The sequence below is a fragment of the Plastoroseomonas arctica genome, from assembly GCF_018128965.1.
Classification (GTDB): domain Bacteria; phylum Pseudomonadota; class Alphaproteobacteria; order Acetobacterales; family Acetobacteraceae; genus Plastoroseomonas; species Plastoroseomonas arctica.
On the sequence record NZ_JAAEDH010000017.1, the window covers coordinates 31776 to 47264 of the forward strand.

15 protein-coding genes are annotated in these 15489 nt (G+C 71.1%); 7 read left to right on the forward strand and 8 right to left on the reverse strand.

The features are described 5' to 3' along the window. The first annotated feature begins 41 nt into the window (after positions 1-41). Positions 42-1022, forward strand: coding sequence for a Bug family tripartite tricarboxylate transporter substrate binding protein (locus GXW79_RS14690; protein ID WP_211875161.1), 981 nt, complete (start codon positions 42-44; stop codon positions 1020-1022). Positions 1023-1029: 7 nt separating this feature from the next. Here GXW79_RS14690 and GXW79_RS14695 read toward each other — a convergent pair whose 3' ends face one another. Beyond that, positions 1030-2010 (reverse strand): Bug family tripartite tricarboxylate transporter substrate binding protein, encoded by a 981-nt coding sequence (locus tag GXW79_RS14695; protein WP_211875162.1) that lies wholly within the window; start codon positions 2008-2010, stop codon positions 1030-1032. A 101-nt stretch (positions 2011-2111) separates the two neighbouring features. On the opposite strand from GXW79_RS14695, the gene GXW79_RS14700 reads away from it, so the two are divergent. Then, complete coding sequence (locus GXW79_RS14700) at positions 2112-2927, forward strand: GntR family transcriptional regulator (protein WP_211875163.1); 816 nt, start codon at positions 2112-2114, stop codon at positions 2925-2927. A gap of 17 nt (positions 2928-2944) precedes the next feature. Here GXW79_RS14700 and GXW79_RS14705 read toward each other — a convergent pair whose 3' ends face one another. Further along, positions 2945-4351: an MmgE/PrpD family protein gene (locus tag GXW79_RS14705; RefSeq protein ID WP_211875164.1), complete on the reverse strand. Its 1407-nt coding sequence runs from the start codon at positions 4349-4351 to the stop codon at positions 2945-2947. Positions 4352-4461: 110 nt separating this feature from the next. Between GXW79_RS14705 and GXW79_RS14710 the strand changes: the two genes are divergently transcribed. The 3 genes from GXW79_RS14710 to GXW79_RS14720 are packed head-to-tail and all read left to right on the forward strand — an operon-like array spanning position 4462 to position 8505. Continuing rightward, the gene (locus GXW79_RS14710) at positions 4462-5244 is read left to right on the forward strand and encodes an enoyl-CoA hydratase/isomerase family protein (RefSeq protein ID WP_211875165.1); all 783 of its coding nucleotides are present in this window, start codon (positions 4462-4464) and stop codon (positions 5242-5244) included. A 2-nt stretch (positions 5245-5246) separates the two neighbouring features. Further along, positions 5247-7322 (forward strand): acetate--CoA ligase family protein, encoded by a 2076-nt coding sequence (locus GXW79_RS14715; RefSeq protein WP_211875166.1) that lies wholly within the window; start codon positions 5247-5249, stop codon positions 7320-7322. Between the two features lie 16 nt (positions 7323-7338). Next, complete coding sequence (locus GXW79_RS14720; RefSeq protein WP_211875167.1) at positions 7339-8505, forward strand: acyl-CoA dehydrogenase family protein; 1167 nt, start codon at positions 7339-7341, stop codon at positions 8503-8505. A 30-nt stretch (positions 8506-8535) separates the two neighbouring features. On the opposite strand, the gene GXW79_RS14725 is transcribed toward GXW79_RS14720, so the two are convergent. From GXW79_RS14725 to GXW79_RS14745, 5 genes are all read right to left on the reverse strand, one after another. Beyond that, positions 8536-9819 (reverse strand): (Fe-S)-binding protein, encoded by a 1284-nt coding sequence (locus GXW79_RS14725; protein WP_211875168.1) that lies wholly within the window; start codon positions 9817-9819, stop codon positions 8536-8538. After that, positions 9820-10032 (reverse strand): hypothetical protein, encoded by a 213-nt coding sequence (locus GXW79_RS14730; RefSeq protein WP_211875169.1) that lies wholly within the window; start codon positions 10030-10032, stop codon positions 9820-9822. Positions 10033-10116: 84 nt separating this feature from the next. Beyond that, positions 10117-10755 carry a glutathione S-transferase family protein gene (locus GXW79_RS14735; protein ID WP_211875170.1) on the reverse strand — a complete coding sequence of 213 codons (639 nt, stop codon included), beginning with the start codon at positions 10753-10755 and terminating at the stop codon, positions 10117-10119. Between the two features lie 20 nt (positions 10756-10775). Next, complete coding sequence (gene tldD, locus GXW79_RS14740; RefSeq protein WP_211875171.1) at positions 10776-12203, reverse strand: metalloprotease TldD; 1428 nt, start codon at positions 12201-12203, stop codon at positions 10776-10778. Beyond that, positions 12200-13288, reverse strand: a complete 1089-nt coding sequence (locus GXW79_RS14745; protein ID WP_211875172.1) for a COX15/CtaA family protein — start codon at positions 13286-13288, stop codon at positions 12200-12202. Before GXW79_RS14745 ends, tldD begins: the two co-directional genes overlap by 4 nt. Before the next feature lie 78 nt (positions 13289-13366). Here GXW79_RS14745 and GXW79_RS14750 point away from each other — a divergent pair, with 78 nt between their 5' ends. Next, complete coding sequence (locus GXW79_RS14750; protein ID WP_211875173.1) at positions 13367-14101, forward strand: glycosyltransferase; 735 nt, start codon at positions 13367-13369, stop codon at positions 14099-14101. After that, positions 14098-14763, forward strand: a complete 666-nt coding sequence (locus GXW79_RS14755) for a TVP38/TMEM64 family protein (protein ID WP_367614920.1) — start codon at positions 14098-14100, stop codon at positions 14761-14763. The genes GXW79_RS14750 and GXW79_RS14755 overlap by 4 nt, the downstream gene beginning before the upstream one ends. A 110-nt stretch (positions 14764-14873) precedes the next feature. Here the strand turns inward: GXW79_RS14755 and GXW79_RS14760 are convergent, their stop codons facing one another. Then, on the reverse strand, positions 14874-15437 hold the full coding sequence (locus tag GXW79_RS14760) for a thermonuclease family protein (RefSeq protein WP_211875174.1): 564 nt from the start codon (positions 15435-15437) through the stop codon (positions 14874-14876). Between the last annotated feature and the right edge of the window lie 52 nt (positions 15438-15489).

The following is a 15489-nucleotide window of genomic DNA, read 5'->3' on the forward strand; positions in this document are numbered from 1 at the left end:
ACCGCCCCGGCACGAGGGCGGCACCAACACAGGAGGCGTCCATGACCACCATCACCCGCCGCATCGCGGCCCTGGCCCTGCTGGCCGGCACGTGGCTCGCCGGCCCGGCGCACGCCCAGGAGCCGGCCTTCCCCAACCGGCCCATCCGCTTCCTCAACGCCTTCGCGCCGGGCGGCACGTCGGACCTGATCGGCCGAATCCTCGCCGACCAGCTCAGCCAGCAGATGGGCCAACGCGTCGTGGTCGACACCAAGACTGGCGGTGGCGGCGTCATCGCGACGCAGGAACTCGTGCGCAGCCCGCCCGATGGCTACACGATCCTGCTGGCTTCGATGGGCATCATGACCATCACGCCGCAGATGCAGACGGTGCCCTATGACGTCACGACGGACATCACGCCGGTCGCGACCATCGCATCGGTCTACAACATCCTCGTCGCCGGGCCGCAATCGCCGATCCGCACCTGGCAGGACCTCGCGCGGCTGGGCCAGGACCGCTCGCGCAGCACCACCTGCGCGACGGTCGGCGCCGGTTCCAGCCAGCAGCTCTCCTGCGTGCTGTTCGCCGCGCTGACCGGGGCGCAGATCACCCAGGTGCCCTATCGCGGCGGTGCGCCCGCCATCCTCGACATCACCTCGGGTCGGGTCGACGTGATGTTCGGCAACATGCCGGAATTCCTCGGCCAGATCCGCGACGGCGGCCTGCGCGCGGTCGCCTATGGCGCCGATGCCGCCTCGCCGCTGATCCCCGAGCTGCCGGTGATCTCGCGCGACGGCCTGCCTGCCTTCGTGATCCCCAGCTGGTTCGCCGTGGTGCTGCCCGGCCGCACGCCGGACGCCATCACAGACCGCTGGAACACCGAGCTGAACCGCGCGCTCGCCGCACCGGACGTGCAGCGCCGCTTCGCCGAGAACGGGCTGCAGCGCCTGGGGGGGTCACGGCAGGAATTCCAACGCCAGATCGAGGCCGATCGGGTGCGCTGGGGTGCGATCATCCGGGAGCACAATATCCGCCCGGACTGATCCGCCTTCAGTTGACGGTGATGCGCGCATCCGCCGCCACCCGGCGCCAGCGCAGCACGTCGGTGCGCAGCGCGTCGCGAAATCCCGGCAGGTCCAGCGGGGCAGGCCGGGCGCCCTCGGCCTCGAGGAAGCGCAGGTAGGAGGGTGCCTGCACCGCCCGCGCGATCTCGGCGTTCAGGCGCTGCTGCACCGCGGCCGGCACGCCGCGCGGGGCGAGGATGCCCCACCAGACCTCGACCTCGTAGTCGATGCCGGTGGATTCGCGGATCGTCGGCACCTGCGGCATGTCGGGAACCCGCGCGGCGGTGCTGACGGCGATGACCGGCACGGTGTTCGCCTCGACCAGGCCGCGGACCGAGGCGAGCGTCGTCATCAGGAAGTCGATGCGGCCGGACACCAGGTCGGCCTGCGCCGGGGCGATGCCGGAATACGGGATCGCCTCCATCTGCAGCCGGCTCGCGAGGTTGAAGGATTCCATCGCGAAGTGGCCGATGCCGCCCAGACCCGCCATGCCGTAGAGCAGCGTCCGCGGCTCGGCACGTGCCTGCGCCACCAGCTGGTCCATCGTGCGGAACGGGCTGTTCGGCTTGGTGACGACCACCATCGGCGCGGTGCAGAGCCGCTGGATGGCGTCGAAGCTCTCCAGCGCGTCGAACGGGGTGCGCCGGATCGTCGAGCTGGTGGCGAAGGAACTCGAGGCCAGCAGCAGCGTGTGGCCATCGGGCGGCGCGGCGGCGACGAAACCTGCCCCGATCGAACCGGCCGCACCTGGCCGGTTGTCCACCACCACCGGTCGACCGAGCGCGGTCTGAAGGGCCTCGGCAACGGGCCGGGCGAAGGCGTCGTTGCTGCCGCCCGGGGTGAAGGGCACGACGAGGCGCAGGTTCTGGCTCGGCCAGCCGGGTGTCTGGTCGGCGAGGGCGGGGGCGGCGAGGCCGAGACCGACGGTCGCGATCAGCAAGCCTCGACGGGTTGGATGGTCGGGCAAGGCGTTTCCTCCTTCGGCCCAAGCCCGAAAGGATGCTATCGGGATGGTGCGGACTCATCTTCTTGTACGGACATCCTTATGACTTCCAGGCGCGCGAATCAATGACCGGGCCCCGAGGCCGCCAGGCGCGGCGTGTGGCCCTGCCGCGCGCGCCCGTCGCGGATGCCGCGCAACTGCTGGCCGGCAGCACGCCGCTCTACGTTACGGTCGCGACCGAGCTCGCGGCGGCGATCCTGGACGGGCGGCGGCCCGTCGGCACCCTGCTGCCGACCGAGCAGGAGCTCTGCCAGAGTTTCGGCGTCAGCCGCTCCACCGTGCGCCAGGCACTGCGCCGGCTGGCCGAGCTCGGCCTGGTCGCGGGCGCCCAGGGGGTCGGCACGCGGGTGATCGCGGACCAGCCGCGCGGGCAATACGTACTCGCCATCCGCTCGGTCACGGATGTGATGGGCTATGCCGAGCGCGCCCGGCTGGATATCCGCACGCGTTCGTCGGTCACGGCCGATGCGGCGCTCGCCGCGCGGCTCGGCTGCGAGCCAGGGTCACGCTGGATCCATGTTGCCGGGTTGCGGCGTCCCGCGGGCGGGCGAGACACGGTGATCGCGATCTGCGATCTCTACGTCGCCGAGCAGTTCCGCGATGTCGCGGAGTCCGATGACCTCGCGGCGACGCCGGCCTACCGGCTGATCGCAGGCCGGCGGGGCATCGCCGTCGAGGCGGTGGAGCAGGTGATCGGGGCGATCACGCTGGACGCCGCGCAGGCCGAGGTGCTGGGGGTGGCGCCGGGTTCACCCGGCCTGCATATCCGCCGGCAGTTCTTCACCGCGGCGGGGATGCTGATCGAGGCGACGACCAACATCCACGCGGCCGCGGACCAGTTCGTCTACACGCTGCGGCTGGGCGCGCCTGGCGAAGGCTGATGCGCCCGGCGCCGCTCTCAGGCCGCCAGGATCTCGGCGAGCGGCGCGACGTCGGTGAGTTCGTCGACGCGCCACAGCATCTCCAGGGCCTGCTGCGCACGCGCATCGCCCAGCCGCGGCCCCGCGAGACCGAGGAATTTTTCCGCCACGGCGTCGTCGCTCAACGGCTTGCTGGCCGAACCGTACGGCTCCATGACCGTGCGCCGCAGCACGCGGCCGTCCGCGGTGGTCACGGCGACCTTCGCACCGCGCTTGCGCGGGTAGATCTCGTCGCACTCGGCGTCGACTTCGGTGACGATGCGCCCGGTGAGGCCCAGGATGGCGGGATCGGCGCGCTCGGCCTCGCCGAAATCGGCGAGCGTCACGCGTCCGCGCACCAGCGCGGTGGCGACCACGAAGGGGATGCTCATCTGCGCCGTGGTCATCTCGGTCCAGCCGACGGTGCCATGCGTGGCGGCGACGGCGTAGCTGCCGATATCCACCGCCGCGACCTGGTCGGCGGTCAGCCCCTCGCTCGCGGCCATGTCGAGCACCGCATCGACCATGGCGTGGATGTGCCGGCACGCGGCATAGGGCTTCATGTAGCAATTGGCGACCGCATAGGCGGAGCTCGGGTGGCTGTCGCCGGCCGCCATGATGTCGAGCCGGGTGTAGTCCATGTCGCCGCCGGCATAGGCGTTGAAGAAGCCGTCCTTGAACTCCAGCGCGCCGCGCGGCGCCGGCAGCCCGGCTTCGGTGAGCAGCGCGGCGAGCAGGCCCTCGCGCGCCGCGTGGCCGGGATGGGTGCGCTTCACGTCCCCGCCCGCGAGGAAGGTGAACAGCCCCGCGGCCGAGGAGGCCGCCGTGCCGATCACGTTCTCGACCCTGTCGGCGTCAAAGCCGAGCAGCACCGCGGCGGCGCAGCCCGAGGCGAAGACGCCGACGGTGCCGGTGTTGTGGAAGCCGCGCCAGCGCGCGCGCGGATGGCACGCCGCGGCGATGCGACAGGCCACCTCGTAGCCGGCGACGATCGCGGCAAGGAAGGTCCTGCCGACGGAATGCCGCTGAGCGCCCAGCGCCAGCGCCGCCGGCACCACGACGCCGCCCGGATGCACGGACCCGGCGCGGTAGCCGTCGTCGAGTTCCAGCCCGTGGCCGCTGGTGCCGCCGATATAGGCGGCCGACAGCACGTCGTAGCGCTGCGCCACGCCGGCCATCGCGACCTGGCCGACGCCGATGCCGGCGGCGGCGAAGGCCCGCTCCACCGACAGCGTGGCATCCTGGGTCGCGCCGGCGATCATGGCGCCGAGCGTGTCGATGGTGTGCCGGCGCGCCGCGTGGCGGGCGAAGTCGTCCACCTTGGCAAGCTCCACCCCGGCCACGAAATTGGCCAGTGCCCGGGTCGGGCCGGGGGCCAGCGTGCTGTCGGGCATGTTCATATCCATGGCGCGTCTCCTTCCACCAACGCGAATTTGGCCGCGTTGTCATCTTGTGCGAACAAGTCTAAGACCCGTCCAGTCGCAAACGCAAGCCGGGCACAACAAGGCAGCCATCGATGGACGAACCCGACAGCCTGCTTGAGACCACCCACGGGCACGTGGTGACGCTGTCCATCAACCGGCAGCCGAACAACCACATCAACCGCGACCTGATCGTGCACATCGCCGAGCGGCTCGAGGCGTTGGACGCCGACGCCAATTGCCGTGCCGTGGTGCTTGCCGGCGAGGGGAAGCATTTCTGCGCCGGGGCGGATTTCTCTAAGGGCGATTCCGGCGGCCTCGCCTCGCCCGAAGGCCAGCCCGGCCGCTACCTCTACGTCGAGGCCGCGCGCCTGTTCCGCACGCGCAAGCCCATCATCGCGGCGGTCCAGGGTGCCGCGATCGGCGCCGGGCTTGGCCTGTCGGTCGTGGCGGATTTCCGCGTGACCTGCGCCGAGGCGCGCTATGCCGCCAACTTCACCAGGCTCGGTTTCCACCCGGGCTTCGGGCTGTCCTACACGCTGCCGCGGCTGATCGGCGCGCAGCAGGCGGCGCTGCTGTTCTACACCGGCCGGCGCATCGACGGGGTGGAGGCCCATCGCATCGGCCTCGCCGACATGCTGGTGTCGCAGGCCGAAGTGCTGACCACCGCGCAGTCCCTGGCGCGCGAGATCGCGGTCTCCTCGCCCGCCGCCGTGCAGGGCGTGCGCGCCTCGATGCGGCGCGGAATGGCCGAGGCCTTCGAGGCGGCGACCGAGCGTGAATTCCTTCAGCAAAGCTGGCAGCGCCAGATGGAGGATTTCGCCGAGGGCCGCGCCGCCATGGCCGAACGCCGTGAACCCCGCTTCCAGGGACGCTGAGCATGACGACCCTCGCCGATGCCATCTTCCGCCCGCGCGCCGTTGCGCTGATCGGCGCCACCGCCGACCAGGCGAAGAACAATGCCCGCGCCCAGCGCGTGCTCAAGAAATCCGGCTATGGCGGGCGCATCCTGCCGATCAATCCCAAGGCCGCCGAGATCATGGGCGATGCCGCCTACCCCGATATCCGCGCCGCACCCGGCCCGATCGACCACGCCTTCATCATGGTGCCCGCCGCCGCGGTGCCGGACGCCATCGCCGGCTGCGTCGAAGCCGGGGTGAAGGTCGCCACGCTGTACAGCGCCGGCTTCGCCGAGCTCGGGCCCGAGGGCCGCGCGGCGCAGGACCGCATCGTCGCCATCGCGCGGGAAGGCGGGATGCGGCTGATCGGGCCGAACTGCCTGGGCCTCGTCAACGTGACCGACGGCGTGCCGATCACCAACAACGCCGCGGTCGAGGCCGAGGATCTGCGCCCCGGCTGGCTTAGCGTGGTGTCGCAGAGCGGCAGCATGATGGGCGCGCTGCTGTCGCGCGCGATGTCGCGCGGCTTCACCTTCGCGAAGCTCGCCTCGCTGGGCAATGAGTGCGACATCGGCGCAGGCGAGATGGCCGAGATCATGGTCGAGGACGAGGCGACGCGCTGCGTGCTGATGTTCCTCGAGACGCTGCGCGACGCGCCGCGCCTCGCCGACGCCGCGCGGCGCGCGCATGCGCTGGGCAAGCCGGTGATCGTCTACAAGCTCGGTCGCTCGGATGTCGGGCGCGCGATCGCGGTGTCGCATACCGGGGCGATGGTAGGGGCCGACGAGCTCGCCGCCACCTTCTTCCGCGAGAACGGCATCCTGCGCGTCGAGACGCTGGAGGGGCTGGTGGAGCTGCCCCGGCTGGTGCTGGGCCGCATCCCGCCCAGGGGCAACCGCGTCGCGGTGCTGACCGGCACCGGCGGCGGCGCGGCCATGGTCGTCGATGGCGTGGGCCTGCGCGGCGACGTCGTCGTCGGCCCGACACCGGCGATGCGCGAGCGGCTCGCCGCCCAGGGGATCCATATCAGCGACTCGCCGCTGATCGACCTGCCGATGGGCGGCGGCCAGGGGCAATACACCACCGTGCTGAAGGAACTCGTCGCGTCTGATCACTGCGACGCCGTGGTCGCGGTGCTGGGCTCCACCGCGCGGCTGCGGCCGGGCCAGGTGAACGAGAACGTGCTCGACGTCTATGACGGCAGCAAGCCCATCGCGGTCTTCGCAGCACCGCAGGCCGACGAGGCGCTGCGGCTGCTGGATGCCGCCGGCGTCGCCGGTTTCCGCACGCCCGAAACCTGCGCCGATGCGCTGCACGCCTTCCTCAACTGGCGCGCGCCCAAGCCTGAGGAAACGGTCCCGCGGGCAGCATGGCAGGACGCGGCCGAACGGCTCTACGCCGTCGGCGCGCCGCGGCTCGACGAGGCGCAGGCCTGCGCGGTGTTCGAGGCGCTGGGAATCGAGGGGTCCGGCAGCCGCATCGTGACGACGCCGGAGGACGCCAAGGGCGACTACATCGGCCCGGTCGCGATCAAGCTGCTGTCACCCGACATCCTGCACAAGACCGATGCCGGGCTGGTGCGGCTGGATGTCGAGAGCGACGCCGCCATCGCCGCAACGGTGGCGGAACTGCTCTCGATCGCGCACGACCAATTCCCCGAAGCCCGCGTCAAGGGCGTGCTGGTGGCCCCGATGCACAGCGGCCTCGCCGAGGTCATCCTCGGCTATCGCCGCGATCCCGAGGTGGGCCCGGTGGTGATGCTCGGCATGGGCGGGGTGCTGGCGGAGCTGAAGCGCAGCTACTGCGTGCGGCTCGCGCCGGTCTCCGAGGCGACCGCGCTGGAGATGATCGCCGCACTGCCCGAACTGCAGCTGATCCAGGGGTTCCGCAACCTGCCCCGCGGCGACGTCGCCGCACTCGCCCGCGCGATCCGCGCGATCTCGCTGCTCGCCTGCCTCGATGGCGCGGCGGTGCAGGAAGCCGAGATCAACCCGCTCATCATCCGCGCCGAGGGCAAGGGGGTCGTCGCCGTCGACGGCCTCATCGCGCTCGGCTGACCCGCAGGACACGACCATGACCATGATCTCGGAAGAGGCCCGCATGCTGCAGGACCTCGTCGCCAAATTCGTCGAGCGCGACCTGATGCCGCTCGAGCCCGCGGTGCTCGCGCGCGAGGCGGCGGGCGGCAAATGGGCGCTGACCGATGCGGAGGAGGAGGTGATCCTCGGCAAATGCACCGAGCTCGGGCTCTGGGGCCTGGACGTGCCCGAGGCGATGGGCGGCGCCGCGCTCGACACCGTCACGCGCATGCTGCTCGAGGAGGAGATCGCCCGCACCATCACGCCGTTCGAGTTCCCGCCCGACAGCCCGAACCTGCACATGATGATGGCGGTGGCGAACGAGGACCAGCGCACGCGCTACCTGCAGCCCTATGCCGACGGCAAGGCGAAATCGGGCATCGCCATCTCCGAACCCGGCGCCGGCGGCGACCCGGCCGGCATGATCACCCGCGCCCGCAAGGATGGCGACGACTGGGTGATCAACGGCCGCAAGATCTGGGTGAGCCGCGTGCCGGCGGCCGACTTCATCATCGTCATGGCGCGGACCGGCGAGGGCAAGCGCGCCGAGGGCATGACCGCCTTCATCGTCGAGAAGGACACCCCCGGCTTCATCATCGAGCGCGAGATCCGGATGATCGGCGGCCGGCTGACCTATGAGCTGGTGTTCGACGATTGCCGCGTGCCGGAGCGCCAGGTGCTGGGCGAGCTGGGCCAGGGATACGTGCCGATGCAGCTGCGCCTGAACGTGCGCCGCTTGCAGATGGGCGCGCGCTGCGTGGGCATGTGCCGCCGCGCCGTGGAGATGATGACCGAGCAGGCCAAGCAGCGCGTGACCTTCGGCGTGCCGCTCGCCGATCGCCAGGCCATCCAGTGGTGGATCGCCGACGCCGCCATCAAGATCCACGCGACGCGGCTGATGGTGCTCTCGGCCGCCGAGAAGATGGAGGCCGGGCATGACGTGAAGGACGAGGCGTCCATGCTGAAGGTCTTCGCGACCGAAATGGCGGGCGAGGTGATCGACCAGGCGATGCAGACCTTTGGCGCGATGGGCATGACGAAGGAGCTGCCGCTGCACCTCTTCGCCCAGCAGGCGCGGCTGATGCGCATCTATGAAGGGCCGACGGAGGTACACCGCATGGCGATCGCGAAGCGCGTGCTGCGGCGCGGCGCGGCGTTCTGACGCTGGCACGGAGGCCCGCTGGTCCGGGCCTCAGCCCCCGAATTCGGCGAGCAGGACGGTGCGAACGGTCTCGAGGTCCAGCCCGTGCGCCGCGGCCATGGGCGCGGTGTCGGCGATGACGGCGTCCACGTCGTCAAGCAGGCGCAGCCGGCGGTAGAGGTCGGTGTGGGCGATGCCCATGGATTCGCCGATGAGTTCGAGGAAGTTCAGGACTTCAAAGCTCGCGTCGCCGAGGTGGCAGATCTCGCGGTGGCAGGCGTGGAAGACGGTGGCCAGCGTGTCCGCGCCGGCGGCCTTGGCCTCGGCGAATTCCTGGGTGAGGAGGGCGCGCTTGTGCTCGGGCAGGCCGACGACATGGATGGCCATGACACCGATGCGCGGGACGGGGACGTCCACGACTTCGAGGCCGGGGACGAGGGCGAGCAGGGTTCCGACCGCATCCATGATGGCCGGCAGGGCGGGGCGTTCGTGGATGGCGACGCGGCGGCGGACCGGGTGGCGCATGAGCGGACGCAGCTGCTCTGCGCGAGCGGCAAGAAATGGGAGGACGGGCGCCATTTCGAAGGGTGTGGCGCCATGGATGGCCGCGTAGGAAGGCAGCGTGTTCTCGCCGAACTGGATCTGGCAGGAGGGGCACCAGGACAGCACCAGCGGCGCACCGTGCTGGGCCAGGTTTTCGGTGGTGCCGAAGGCCATGCGGCCCTGGGCCGCGAAGTCGCCGGCGCGGTGCTGCTGCACGCCGCAGCAATTGCCGGTCCCGCCCGCGACCGAATAGGAGACGCCGATCGCGTCGAGGATGTCGGTCATCAGCAACGCCATGTGCGGCGTCTTGGCGATGTTGCAGCCGGTGTAGAACACCACCTCCGGCGGCGTGGCGCCGGGCTCTGGCCTGGTGCGCGTCAAGCGGGCCGCGTCCTCGGGCGAGAGTTGCAGGCGCGAGAGGATGCGGGCGGAGCGCGCCATATTGGCGTAGTTGTCGCGCGCGGTGCGGCGCACGGCCTGTTCGCCCGCCTGGCGCCGGGCGTAGCCGCGCGCGAGCTGCACCATGAAGCGCGTGTTGATCCCTTCCGGGCAGGCCGGGATGCAGTAGCCGGAGCCATTGCAGACATTGGCCCAGCGCAGGGCATCGGGCGTGCCGTCGCCGCCGGCGAGCAGGTCGAGGATGCCGCCCACGGTGGCCGCGGGATCGGCGTCCGCAATAGCGGCGGGGCCGGTCATCGGGCAGGCGGAAAAACAGGCGCCACAGCGGATGCAGGCTTCGGTGAGCGCCTCGGCGCGGGCGTGGAGCGAAGCGGCAAAATCACCCTCGGGCATCTAGAGGTCCGCGAGGCCCCCGAGCAGGCCAACCACGATGTCGGCGGCGCCACCCAGAACCGAGCCGATGCCGTCGATCACCGCGCCCAGCGTGCCGTCCGCGGCCGCTTCGGCGACGTCCGTGATGGGCGCGGCGTCGGTGCCGGCCTGTTTCCGCGCCTGCTCCTCGGCGGCCTGAACCGCCTCGGGATTGATCGCCTTGTCCAGATCCATGGCCACCGCCCTTCCCTGCTGGATGAACAGGGCGAGCTTATCGGCGGGCCGTCGTTGCGGCCAAGCGATAATGCGGCCGGGTGATCAGCCGAGGTTCGGCCTGGTCTTCACCACGCTGTCCCGCGACGCCATGCCGGCCGCCCAGGCGGTCACCTTCGGGTGCTTGTCCAGCACCGTGCGCCCGGCAGGCAGGGAGGCAAAATACTCCACCACCGGCAGCAGGTGCAGGTCGGCGAGGCTGAGGCTTTCCCCGCACAGGAACGGTCCGCCGACGCAGAGCGCCTCGATCGCATCGAAGGCCAAGTCGGCCTTCGCGAAGCCCTCATCCATCACCGCCTGGTCGGGCGTACCGCCCTGCATTGGCACGATCGCCGCCTGCCAGAAGGCCTTCCCGATTGCATTGCCGTAGGTGTAGCTGTCCATGACGGAGCAGATCTGCGTCATCCGCGCCCGCGCCTTGGCATCGGCCGGCTGCAGCGCCGGGCCGTCAAACGCCTCGTCGACGTATCGCGCAATGGCGAAGGTCTCGTAGAGCGCGAAGCCGTCATGGTCGAGCGCCGGCACCTTGCCGAAGGGCTGCTTGGCTAGGTAGTCCGGCTTCTGCGTTGCGCCGCCGAGCATGTCGACCTCGTCGAGCGTGTAGGCCACGCCCTTCTCCTCCAGCGCCAGGCGCGCCGTGCGCGCATAGGTGCTGTAGGCCGGGCCGTGCAGGGTGACGGTCATGCGCTGGTCTCCTTGGGGGATCAGACGGCGGTGCCGCCCACGGTCAAGCCGGTCATCTTCAGGGTCGGCTGCCCGACGCCGACCGGCACGCCCTGCCCCTGTTTGCCGCAGGTGCCGATCCCGGGGTCGAGCGCCATGTCATTGCCCACCATCGCCACCTTGGTCAGCGCGTCGGGGCCGTTTCCGATCAGCGTCGCGCCCTTCACCGGCGCGCCGATCTTGCCATCCTCGATCATGTAGGCCTCAGACGCGGTGAAGACGAATTTTCCGGAGGTGATGTCCACCTGGCCACCGCCGAAATTCACCGCGTATAGGCCGCGCTTGACGGAGGCGATGATCTCCTCAGGCGTGCGGTCGCCGGCGAGCATGACGGTGTTGGTCATCCGCGGCATCGGGATGTGGGCGTGGCTCTGGCGGCGGCCATTGCCGGTCGGCGCCACCCCCATCAGCCGCGCATTCTGCCGGTCCTGTAAAAATCCCTTGAGGATACCGTCTTCGATCAGGACGTTGCGCGCGGAGGGCGTGCCCTCGTCATCCACCGTCAGGCTGCCTCGCCGGTCGGGCATGGTCCCGTCATCGACCACTGTCACGCCGGGTGCGGCGATGCGCTGGCCCAGCAGCCCGGCGAAGGCCGAGGTGCCCTTGCGGTTGAAGTCGCCTTCCAATCCATGCCCGATCGCCTCGTGCAGCAGGATGCCCGGCCAGCCGCTGCCGAGCACGACCTCCATCTCGCCGGCCGGGGCCGGGACGCTCTCGAGGTTGACCAGCGCCTGGCGCAGCGCCTCCTCGACGCCGGCTTGCCACTGTTCCTCGCTGATCACCCGGGAGAGGTCGAAGCGGCCGCCGGTGCCATGGCTGCCGGATTCGCGGCGGCCATCCTGCTCCACCACCACCCCGACGTTGAAGCGCACCAGCGGACGCAGGTCCGCCACGCGCTGGCCGTCCGGGCGCAGGATCTGCACCGCCTGCCATTCCCCGATCAGCGAGGCCGAGACCTGCACCACGCGCGGGTCGCGCGCCCTGGCGAAGGCATCGATCCGCTCCAGCAGCGCCGTCTTGTCGCCGAAGGGCATGGCGTTGAGCGGGTTCGCGTCCGAATACAGCCGCGCATTGGTCGCACGCGGGCCGACATCGAGCTGGCCCGAATGGCCCGAGCGCACCGCGCCCACCGCATCCGCCGCCCGGCCCAGTGCCGCCTCGGAGAGTTCCGCCGCATGGGCATAGCCGGCCGCGTCGCCGGAGACCGCGCGCAAGCCAAAGCCGCGCGTGGTGTCGTAGCTCGCCGAGCGGATGCGCCCGTCATCGAGGAAGATCGCCTCGCTTTCGCGGTATTCGAGGAACAGTTCGCCGTCCTCGCAGCCCTGGGTCGCGCGGGCGAGGATCGCCTCGGCCGCGGCGCGGTCGAGCGTGTCGAAGAACAGGGCGTCGGTGGTGGCGAGCGCGCTCATGGCGAAACTCCGATGCGCGCGGGTCGCCGCGTCGCGTGAAGGGCGAGGATGGCGGCGGCGAGAACCAGCACGGCCACCCCCTGATGCAGTGTGCCGAGCCAGACGGGCACGACCATCAGCAAGGTCGCGACCCCCAACCCGTATTGCAAGACCAATGCGCCGCCGAGGGCGAGGGCGGCGTGACGGGCACGGCCGGCCGGCAGCCGCAGCGCGCGGATCGCGGCGTAGAGCCCGGCCAGCAGGGCGAGGCTCGCGAGCAAGCGATGGTTGAACTGCACCGCGGCGATATTTTCAAAGAAATTCAGCACGAAGGGGTCGAGCTGGCCGTAGCCATCCGGGACCAGCCGGCCATCCATCAGCGGGAAGGTGTTGTAGGTGAACCCCGCCCGCATGCCCGCGACGAAGCCGCCCGCCAGCATTGCCAGCAGCGCAAGCCCCGCCGCCACCTGCAGGGATCGCCGCAGCCGCGCGGCATCCACCGGCGTCGGCCCCGGCCGAAGCAGGGTCAGCGCGGTCCACAGCAGCACCGAGAACAGCAGCAGCGCCAGGCCCAGATGCACCACCAGGCGGTAGGGCGAGACCGCCACGCGATCCGCCTGGAAGCCCGAGGCCACCATGAACCAGCCGACCGCCCCCTGCAGCCCGCCGAGCGCCAGCAACACCAGCAGCCGCCCCTTGTACCCCGCGGGGATCCGCCCGCGCAGCCAGAACCAGGCCAGCCCGCCGGCATAGGCCAGCCCGATCACCCGCCCCCACAGCCGGTGCGCCCATTCCAGCCAGAATATCTCTTTGAACCCCTCGATTCCGAAGCCGGCATTGACCAGCGCGTATTGCGGGATCGACCGATACAGGTCGTACAAGCGCTGCCACTCGGCCTCGCTCAGCGGCGGCAGGCTGCCCGATAGCGGCGCCCACTCCATGATCGACAGGCCCGAGCCGGTCAGCCGCGTCGCACCTCCGAGTGCGACCATCGCCCAGACCATCGCGGCCACGGCCAGCAGCCAGCGCGCGACGGCGCGGCGATGGCGCGGCTCGTCGCCGGCGGAGGCGGCCTCGGGCGAGAGGGTGCGGGCGTCGAAGGGCATGGCCGGCAATATAGGCGGGCTGGCCAGCTTGCCCAGCCATCCTGGACGCTTGCACCGCCGCCTGCTAACCGGCGCGCCATGGTCGATGACGCAACAGCCGCGCCGCACCTCTCGGTCGTGGTGCCGGTGCGCAACGAAGGCCCCAACATCCTGCCCCTGGTCGCGGAAATCGAGTCCGCACTCGCGGCCATTCCGCACGAGATCATCTACGTCGACGACGGCAGCACCGACGACACTCCGGCCCGGCTGCGCGAAGCGGCGGCCGCCGCGCCGCTGCGCCACCTGCGCCACCGGCTGAGCTGCGGCCAGTCGGCGGCCGTCATCACCGGCATCCGGGCCGCCCGCGCGCCCTGGATCGCGACGCTCGACGGCGATGGCCAGAACGACCCCGCCGACATCCCCCGCCTGCTGGCGCGCGCCGAGCGCGAATACGCGGCCACGCCTCTCATCATGGTGGCCGGCCACCGCACCACGCGGCGCGACACCTGGATCAAGCGACACACCAGCCGGTTGGCCAACCGCATCCGCTCGCGGCTGCTGCGCGACGCGACGCCCGATACCGGCTGCGGACTGAAAGTGTTTCCGCGCGCGCTCTTCCTGGCGCTTCCCCATTTCGACCACATGCACCGCTTCCTGCCCGCACTCACGCTGCGCCAGGGCGGCGTGGTGCTGAGCGAGCCGGTCAACCACCGCCCCCGCACGCGCGGGACCTCCAACTATGGCACGCTGGATCGCCTCGCGGTCTCGATCCTGGACCTGGTCGGCATGGCCTGGCTGCAGCGCCGCGGCAAGCGCCCCGTCATCGAGCCGTGAGCCCCGAACGCCGCCGCGCGCTCGCCAAGCTCGCCATCATGATCGCGGGGCTGGTCGGCGCCGGGCTGCTGCTGCGCGCGATCGGCGCCGCACCGGGGACGGATTGGGTCGATGCGCATATCCGCGACGACGGGCTGCGCGGGGAAGCGGTGTTCATCCTGCTCGGCATCGCGCTGACCGCGGCCGGCGCCCCGCGCCAGGGCCTGGCCTTCCTCGCCGGCTACGCCTTCGGGGCGCTGGCGGGGACCATCCTCGCGATGATCGCGCAGCTTGGCGGCTGCGCGCTGGCCTTCGCCTGGGCGCGGCTGGTCGCGCGCGGCTGGGCGGAACGGCGCTTGGCCGGGCGCTTCGGGCACCGGCTGCGCCCGCTGCGCGACCAGCTCGCGGGCGCACCGTTCAGCGCCACGCTCGCGCTGCGGCTGCTGCCAATCGGGAACAACCTGGCGCTGAACCTGCTGGCGGGGATGAGCGGCATTGCGGCGCTTCCGTTCCTGGCGGCGTCGGCGATCGGGTATCTGCCGCAGACCATCATCTTCGCGCTGCTGGGCAAGGGGGTGCGGGTGGACGGGGTGTGGCAGCTGAGCCTGGCGGCGGTGCTGCTGGCCGGGTCGATCGCGATCGGGTTCTGGCTGCTGAAGCAGAACCGGGCGATGGCGGAATAGAGGAGGCAGCGGTCAGGGATGGCTGCTGCGTCCCTTCGCGTATGCGCGGGACGCGCAAATCGCGCCCCCGATCGAACCCTGACCGCATGGGATCGGGTCGGTTCAGCCGCTCAGAAATTGCGCGGGTGCGGCTGGTTGCGGCGGTAATCCTCGGGCGGCTCGAAGCTGCCGCTCCAGATGCCGCGCCGGGCCTGCCGCGCCTCGGTCTCGGCCGCGACATAGGCGATCGAGTAACGCCGGTAGGCGACCGCCCAGCCCTGGTCCACCAGCCAGTGGTTCACGTCGACAGCGCCCGCCCAGCACACCGCGACCACGCGGTCGTAGCGGTCGTGGTCGCGTGGCTCGCAGCGCAGCTCGCGGCCGGCGAGCAGCGTCGCGAGCGCGGCGCTCGCCTGCTGCCCGCAGCGCCAGGCGACGCCGGCCCGGGTGCAGCTCTGGTCGCGCTCCGGCGCGTCGATGCCGTGCAGGCGGATGCGGGTGCCGGCGATCTGCAGCGTATCGGCATCGACCACATAAGCGCGCCCGCGCAGAGTCGGGCCGCTGGCATCGCCGCGCGCCTGCGCCGCCGGCCGGCGATGCTGCCGCGTCGGCCGCTCACCGCGCTCCTGGAACTGGACGTAGAGCACCAGCGCCGCGAGCAGGCCGGCCAGGATGAGCGTGACGTACTTCCCCATCGCCCGGTCCTACAGTGCCGCCCGCGCGCCGGTCCATGCCGGCGGCAGCGCC